We start from the raw sequence: 7000 nt of genomic DNA, 5'->3' as shown, positions 1-7000 counted from the left end.
TTTAAACTACCGAATGGGGCCGATCGCTCTCCCGATGCTGCTTGGATACCTTTAGAAAAATGGCAAGCTTTAACCCCGCAACAAAAGGAAAGATTTTTACCTCTATCTCCCGATTTTGTCATTGAATTAATGTCTCCTAGTGACAACATAGAAACCGCTAGGAAAAAAATGCAGGAATATTTAGATAATGGGACTCGTTTGGGTTGGTTAATCAATAGAAAAACTAGAGAAGTAGAAATTTATCGTCAAGGACAGGCAGTAGAAATTTTAACTAATCCAGAGAGTTTATCGGGGGAAAATATTTTATCTCAATTTGTCTTAGAACTTGATAATATTTGGTAATTCTATAATCCTATAAAAGAGAATCTATGATGACAGTAGTAGAAATTAAATTTGAATCTTGGCAACTGAGCGATGAACAGTTTTTTCAACTTTGTCAGGATAACCGAGATTTACGTTTGGAACGCAGCGCTAAAGGAGATTTAATTATTATGCCACCAACCGGAGGAGAAACTGGTAATTCTAACGCTGGAATCACTGCCCAATTATGGTTATGGAATAACCTACATAAACTAGGTGTAGTTTTTGATTCCTCCACGGGGTTTAAACTACCGAATGGGGCCGATCGCTCTCCCGATGCTGCTTGGATACCCTTAGAAAAATGGCAAGCTTTAACCCCGCAACAAAAGGAAAGATTTTTACCTCTATCTCCCGATTTTGTCATTGAATTAATGTCTCCTAGTGATAGCCTAGAAACCGCTAGAAAAAAAATGCAGGAATATTTAGATAATGGGACTCGTTTAGGTTGGTTAATCAATAGAAAAACTAGAGAAGTAGAAATTTATCGTCAAGGACAGACAGTAGAAATTTTAACTAATCCAGAAAGTTTATCGGGGGAAAGTATTCTGCCAGAATTTAGTTTAAATCTTACTTTGATCTGGTAAATCAGAGGTAGTGATTGCCGTTTAACGCTTGGCTTTGTTAGGCATTGTCTTCATCGATAAAATACCAAACTTCATTTTTAAGGAAGATAGTCAGAATCAAGGATTTCTGCAAGGGCAAAGGGTGATTCAATTGGGAATAAATCAGCAGAAATTTGATACTTTCTAACCGTATCTTCTCTGGCTGCTTGGTAACAATCTATCCAGATTTCAGGAATCAATCTTCTCAGACTTGGACTCTCTTTTAATAAGCGTTGAACTTGTCGGCGTTGTTCAACAACTGTGCTGCGCCATCCTTGGGCATTTCCTTCCTTTTCAGTTAGCCAGTAAGTCAATTTAAGCAGATGTTCGGCAATGACGGTTAAGCGACTTTCTAGTTCTCGTTTTTCACTCCTTCCCATCGTTTCAATTTCTTCGATCAAATTTTCTAAGTCTAATTTTTCAAAACGATGTTCTTTGAGTAAATTAGCGGTTTCTTGTAACCATCGGTAGAAATCTTCTTGATAAAGACTTTTACCTGACGAGACTAAAGACTTTTCGATGCTCATTTGATGATGACCTAGAAAAAAGAATTCTTAGATAATTTAGAAGCGAATCCCCGATCTCAAAAACATTGGCAGAATATCGCAGGATTACTCCCGAAAACATCAGAGCTTTAAATTTAAGCTAAAATTGGGTAAAACATCTTCACCCGATAAATCAGTGGGATTTTCTAAGATATCTACTTCCTTTCCTTGACGATAAATTTCAACTTGCCGATTCTGGGGATCGATTAACCAGCCTAACCTTGCGCCATTTTCCCTATACTCAAGCAGTTTTTTCTGTAATTTGTCAAGACTATCGGATTCAGAGCGCAATTCCACCACAAAATCGGGACAGAGGGGAATAAATCCCTTTTTCTGCTTAGGGGTTAAAGATTCCCAGCGTTCTCGACTCACCCAAGATAGATCGGGAGAACGAATCGCCCCATTTGGTAGTATAAATCCAGTGGAAGAGTCAAACCCGACTCCTAAAGCTTCATTTTCTTCGCACCAGCGAAACAATTGTCCTGTTATACGAAAATTTTGCTGTCCTGATTCGCCACCTGTCGGGGGATTCACGATTAATTCTCCTTGGGCTGTACGTTCTAATTTTAAGTCCCGGTTGACCTCCGCAAGGGCTTCAAACTGTTCAAGGGTGATAGAGAGAGCGATCGCGCTAGGAATTTCTAAGGAGAGGGTTTCGGGTGAGGTAGTAACTGCTAACATAATCCTTTGATCAGGTGCAACTTATACTATTAAAGATTATTGGTCAAGTTTCTGCACAGAATTCTTTAGCTTGCGCTGAACAAATTCCCGATTTTTTAGGGAAACTTCCACCTCAATCGGGCGGTTTCACTAAATAACAGGTTACAATAGCCAGTAATTAACTAAATTTATCTAAAAACCATCGATCGTGTTCTACGCTATTGATTTCGGAACCAGTAATACCGTCATTACTCGTTGGAATGGGGCGACAAATAGGGCCGAAACCGTGAAATTATCGGAGTTATCCCAACAAATAGCCGACAATCCCCCCCTAATTCCCAGTTTACTCTATATTAAATCAGCCAATCCTCTGCAAGTAATTGCCGGTCAAGCAGTGCGCGATCGGGGTTTAGATATCGATCGAGATCCGCGTTTTTTTCGTCGCTTTAAACGAGGTATCGGGGCAAAAATTCAAGGATTTTTACCGGAATTAGAGGAAACTGTCCTCAGTTTCGAGGGAGTTGGCCAATGGTTTCTTGATAGCATCATCGACAACTTAAAAAACACCACCCTGGAAACCCCCCAATCTCTAGTTTTAACCGTCCCCGTCGATAGTTTTGAAAGTTACCGCAATTGGTTAAGTAATGTTTGTCAGGGATGGGAAATCGAACAAATTCGACTAATTGATGAACCCACGTCCGCCGCTTTGGGTTATGGAAGCACGGGTGATCAAGTGATTTTAGTGGTAGATTTTGGCGGTGGCACCCTCGATCTTTCTTTGGTACAATTAGATTTAGATAATCCTCAAAAAAATCAAGGTTTTATTCTCAAGTGGGGAGAAAAACTTTTAGGCAATAATTCCGCCCAAAAAACTAAACTAGCCAGAGTTTTAGCCAAGGCGGGGATAAATTTAGGGGGGTCAGATATCGATGATTGGATTGTCGATTATTTTGCCCAAAAGCAATCTTTAGCGAAAACTTCCTTGACTACTCGTCTAGCAGAAAGATTAAAAATTAAACTTTCTTCCCAATTAACCGCCGAGGAGGTATATTTTGATCAGGAAAATTTCGAGAGTTACGAGTTAAGCCTAGATCGAGAACAATTGAGAGATATTCTCCAACAACAAAACTTTTTTAATCAATTAGATGATTTAATGACGGGAGTTTTGCAACAGGGAAGACGCAATGGAATTGAAGTTAGCGACATCGATGCGGTGTTATTAGTTGGGGGAACTGTACAAATTCCGGCGGTAAAAGATTGGGTGCGACAGTATTTTGATAGTAGTAAAATTAAAGAGGATCGACCCTTTGAAGCGATCGCTTTGGGAGCGTTACAATTAGCCCAAGGTTATCAAGTCAAAGATTTTCTCTATCATAGCTACGGCATTCGTTACTGGAATCGTCGCAAAAATGCCCACGCTTGGCATCCAATTATTAACTCTGGACAACCCTATCCCATGGAAAAACCCGTGGAATTAGTCCTAGGTGCTTCCGTGGACAATCAACCCAGCATTGAGTTAATTATCGGCGAATTAGGCACAGAAAGTGGAGCAATGGAGGTTTATTTTGATGGTGATAAATTAATTACTCGTTCCCTGAGTAATGGAGAAACTAGCGTCCAACCCTTAAATGATCGCGAGGGGGCCCGTTCGATCGCTAAACTCGCTCCTTTAGGTTTCCGGGGTAAAGATCGCATTAAAGTGCAGTTCTGGATTGATGATCAGTGTTTTCTGCGGATTAATGTGGAAGATTTACTCAGTCAAGAATTGTTACTAAATAATCAAATTGTCACCAAATTAAGCTAGGGTTTACGGCAAAAAGTTGCTCGTGGGGGCAGGGTGTGGGGTGTGGGGTGTGGGGTGTGGGGTGTGGGGTTTTACCGATTTTGAGGTAGTCAGTTACCTAATTTTCAGGGAAAAAGTCCAGGGATTTTACCCCGGATCACTCCAATGGTCAACACTTTTTGAGGGAAAAAAGTCTAAAAGCCTTATCTAACAAGGTTTTTAGATTTATTCAGCAAACCCTACCTAATTTTTAGGAAAAAATTACCTGAATTTTACCCCCGCTTACTCCCATATCTGGTACTTTTTGATTTCCAAAAAGTCTAAATTTTAGATTTATTCAGCCTGCTCTAAGCTAGACTTGGATTCACCTAAAAATCAAGTGCAGACTCATAGTAAGTTTGCACTGATATTATCGCAATATTCTGTTTTACTGGTGGCTTTATCGACTGTGATCGCGCACGGGGATCGGGATTAGTTCGGGTTCGGGTTCGGGTTCCGGACCAAAAACACTCTCGACCAGTTTGCGCGCCCATTCTCTCAATTTTTCTATCACTTCATCTAAATAGTCCATTGACCAAATGGCTCCTTTGAGATACTAGCTATGAGTTTTCGTCGATTGATCCCCGCAACAGCCACGCAAAAGCTTGATTCTAGAGAATTTTAACTAATTTTTATCGTTTGGCTGTTCAATCTGACGAACGGGGGAATCTATATCTTGTACTTATATTAAGCTTAACATAACTTTTTAGTCTGAGTATATATTCTTGGTAATTCTTTTTTAAGATATTGTTAATAAGTTCCGTCGTAGGCGATCGAGGGCGGTATAGGCACTAATCTGGCGAATAGTCAAGCGAGATCGATTTTCTCCGAAACGATGCTCTGATACGGTAACATTTCGCCGAGGATCGGCTAAACCGATATAAACTAGGCCCACGGGTTTTGTCTCGCTGCCACCTCCCGGTCCGGCAATACCCGTGATACTGATCCCCCAATCGGTAGCGAGGCGTTTTTGCACTCCTAGAGCCATCTGTTGGGCAACAATGGCACTGACAGCCCCGAAATTATTTAAATCCCGCTCATTTACGTCTAAGAGGGCAACTTTTACCCGATTATCGTAGGAAATAACCCCACCCCAAAAATAATCGGAACTACCGGCGATTTGGGTGATAATTTCCCCTAATCCCCCTCCGGTACAGGATTCTGCCACACTCAAAGTTTGTTTTTGTCGCCGCAACATTTCCCCCACTACCGAGGGTAAAGTATCATCATCGGCCCCAAAATAATCTAATCCGGCGATTTCCTTAATTTCCGTCGCTACCGGTTCAATTACCTGCAAAGCAGCCTCTAAAGAAGGGGCTTTCGTCGCAATTCGCAAACGCACTTCGCCTAAACCAGCATAGGGGGCAACGGTGGGATTAGTCAGATCAAATAAATGGGCAACTTTTTCCGCTAAAGCTGACTCACCGATACCGCGAAATTTCAGAGAACGACTATAAATCCTCTCTTTGCCCCATCCTTGACTTTTTAGGTAAGGAATGGCCGTTTCTACCCACATTCTCTTCATTTCTGAGGGTACTCCGGGGAAAGTGAGAATAGTTACGTTAGTCTCTGGTTGCCAGATCATGCCGGGGGCGGTTCCGGTCGGATTTGGCAAAAAATCGGCTCCCACGGGTATTAAAGCCTGTTTACTGTTACTAGGAGGCATTTCTCGCCCTAAACTCGTAAATTTAGCCTCGATTTCTGCTAAAATCTCTTTATCTTCTCTAAGGGGCGTTTGGAAAAAATCGGCGATTGTTTCTGTGGTTAAATCGTCGGGAGTAGGTCCCAGTCCCCCGGTAAAAATTAAAATTGAGGAACGTTCTCGGGCAATAGCGATCGCTTTTTTCAGTCTTTCTACATTATCCCCCACCACCGTTTGATAATAATGGGGAATGCCTAATTTTGCCAATTCTAGAGCTAAATATTGGGCGTTAGTATTAACTATATCCCCTAATAATAATTCCGTTCCTACACAAATAATTTCAGCGGCCATAATTTTTGACAATTAGCTTAAGATTTTCAATTTTGATCATTAACTGATCTCCTGTCACCATCGTTTGATCGGGTTTCGGTAACGATGGTACTGGAAGTTAACCCTACCAGTGCGCTCCAGTATTATACCAGTAAGCTATCAACAATCAAAGTCTTGTATATTAAATGCCACTTTTAATAACCAGATTTAGTATCACTACCCATTAGCAAACGTAAAATCAGCCTACGATTCCTCTATATAGCAATAATTGATCATAATCAAGCATAACAAAGTATTGCCGATCATCACCTCTTCCTTCCTGCCATTACAAACCCCACCAAAATCATCTAAAATTAAAATGTCCACTAAATAATAAAATTCTATGACTCGCTGGTTTAATATTGCCGGTCCCTGTAAGGACGATATCCACTATATGCTCTCTCCCACAGTGCGATTACCAGATTTAGAGGATTTAATTCAACAACGTAGTTACTTTGTCCTTCACGCACCACGACAAACGGGGAAAACCACCGCAATGTTAGCCCTAGCAAAACAACTTACTGCTACAGGAAATTATGCCGCAGTCATGGTATCAGTGGAAGTAGGAAGTGCATTTAATCATGATCCTACTGCCGCAGAATTGGCAATTTTAGGGGCATGGTATAATACAATAAATATCCGCTTACCTAAAGAATTGCAACCACCTGTAAAAGAATGGCAACAGGAAGAAGCAGGAAGCAGAATCAAGGCTTTTTTATCAGATTGGGCAAAAGCTATCAATCGTCCCATAGTATTATTTATAGATGAAATTGACTCTTTACAAGACCAAACATTAATATCAGTTTTACGACAGTTAAGAGATGGTTTTCCTAACCGTCCTGAAAATTTTCCCTCATCAGTAGGATTAATTGGTTTACGAGATGTGAGAGATTATAAAGTAGCATCTGGTGGTAGTGATAGATTAAATACATCCAGTCCTTTTAATATAAAAGTTGCTTCTCTGACTATGCGAAATTTTAATCTTGCAGAAGTGGGAGAA

The 7000-nt window shown here is 40.7% G+C and carries 7 protein-coding genes; 4 read left to right on the top strand and 3 right to left on the bottom strand.

The genetic code is table 11. The features are described 5' to 3' along the window. Both O9323_RS15035 and O9323_RS15030 read left to right on the top strand, forming a co-directional pair. Nucleotides 1-342: Uma2 family endonuclease (locus O9323_RS15035; RefSeq protein ID WP_288125365.1), on the top strand; the 342-nt coding region annotated here is incomplete at its 5' end. 26 nt (nucleotides 343-368) lie between these two features. Beyond that, complete coding sequence (locus tag O9323_RS15030) at nucleotides 369-944, top strand: Uma2 family endonuclease (RefSeq protein ID WP_288125364.1); 576 nt, start codon at nucleotides 369-371, stop codon at nucleotides 942-944. 77 nt (nucleotides 945-1021) lie between these two features. Here the strand turns inward: O9323_RS15030 and O9323_RS15025 are convergent, their stop codons facing one another. Together O9323_RS15025 and O9323_RS15020 are read right to left on the bottom strand one after the other, a co-directional pair. Beyond that, nucleotides 1022-1489, bottom strand: a complete 468-nt coding sequence (locus O9323_RS15025; RefSeq protein ID WP_002751141.1) for a DUF29 domain-containing protein — start codon at nucleotides 1487-1489, stop codon at nucleotides 1022-1024. Nucleotides 1490-1588: 99 nt separating this feature from the next. Then, nucleotides 1589-2188, bottom strand: a complete 600-nt coding sequence (locus O9323_RS15020; protein ID WP_002751139.1) for a Uma2 family endonuclease — start codon at nucleotides 2186-2188, stop codon at nucleotides 1589-1591. Nucleotides 2189-2375: 187 nt separating this feature from the next. Between O9323_RS15020 and O9323_RS15015 the strand changes: the two genes are divergently transcribed. Beyond that, a complete protein-coding gene (locus O9323_RS15015; RefSeq protein WP_288125363.1) occupies nucleotides 2376-3971 on the top strand; it encodes an Hsp70 family protein in 1596 nt (531 codons plus the stop codon). Between the two features lie 757 nt (nucleotides 3972-4728). Here the strand turns inward: O9323_RS15015 and O9323_RS15010 are convergent. Beyond that, nucleotides 4729-5982 (bottom strand): competence/damage-inducible protein A, encoded by a 1254-nt coding sequence (locus O9323_RS15010; protein ID WP_149107852.1) that lies wholly within the window; start codon nucleotides 5980-5982, stop codon nucleotides 4729-4731. A 361-nt stretch (nucleotides 5983-6343) separates the two neighbouring features. Here O9323_RS15010 and O9323_RS15005 point away from each other — a divergent pair. Further along, on the top strand, nucleotides 6344-7000 hold a 657-nt coding region (locus tag O9323_RS15005), incomplete at its 3' end, for an AAA family ATPase (RefSeq protein ID WP_288125362.1).

Origin of the sequence: Microcystis sp. LE19-131.1A (genome assembly GCF_027532015.1) — a bacterium.
In the GTDB taxonomy this organism is placed as follows: domain Bacteria; phylum Cyanobacteriota; class Cyanobacteriia; order Cyanobacteriales; family Microcystaceae; genus Microcystis; species Microcystis ichthyoblabe_A.
The sequence above is the reverse complement of the archived record's forward strand: the minus strand, read 5'-3'. Positions and strand labels throughout refer to the sequence as shown.

What these genes read in the sequence shown, in the direction of transcription:
- O9323_RS15030 (WP_288125364.1), top strand. Translation starts at nt 369, where the DNA reads ATGATGACAGTAGTAGAAATTAAATTTGAATCTTGGCAACTGAGCGAT.
- O9323_RS15025 (WP_002751141.1), bottom strand. Translation starts at nt 1,489, where the DNA reads ATGAGCATCGAAAAGTCTTTAGTCTCGTCAGGTAAAAGTCTTTATCAA.
- O9323_RS15020 (WP_002751139.1), bottom strand. Translation starts at nt 2,188, where the DNA reads ATGTTAGCAGTTACTACCTCACCCGAAACCCTCTCCTTAGAAATTCCT.
- O9323_RS15010 (WP_149107852.1), bottom strand. Translation starts at nt 5,982, where the DNA reads ATGGCCGCTGAAATTATTTGTGTAGGAACGGAATTATTATTAGGGGAT.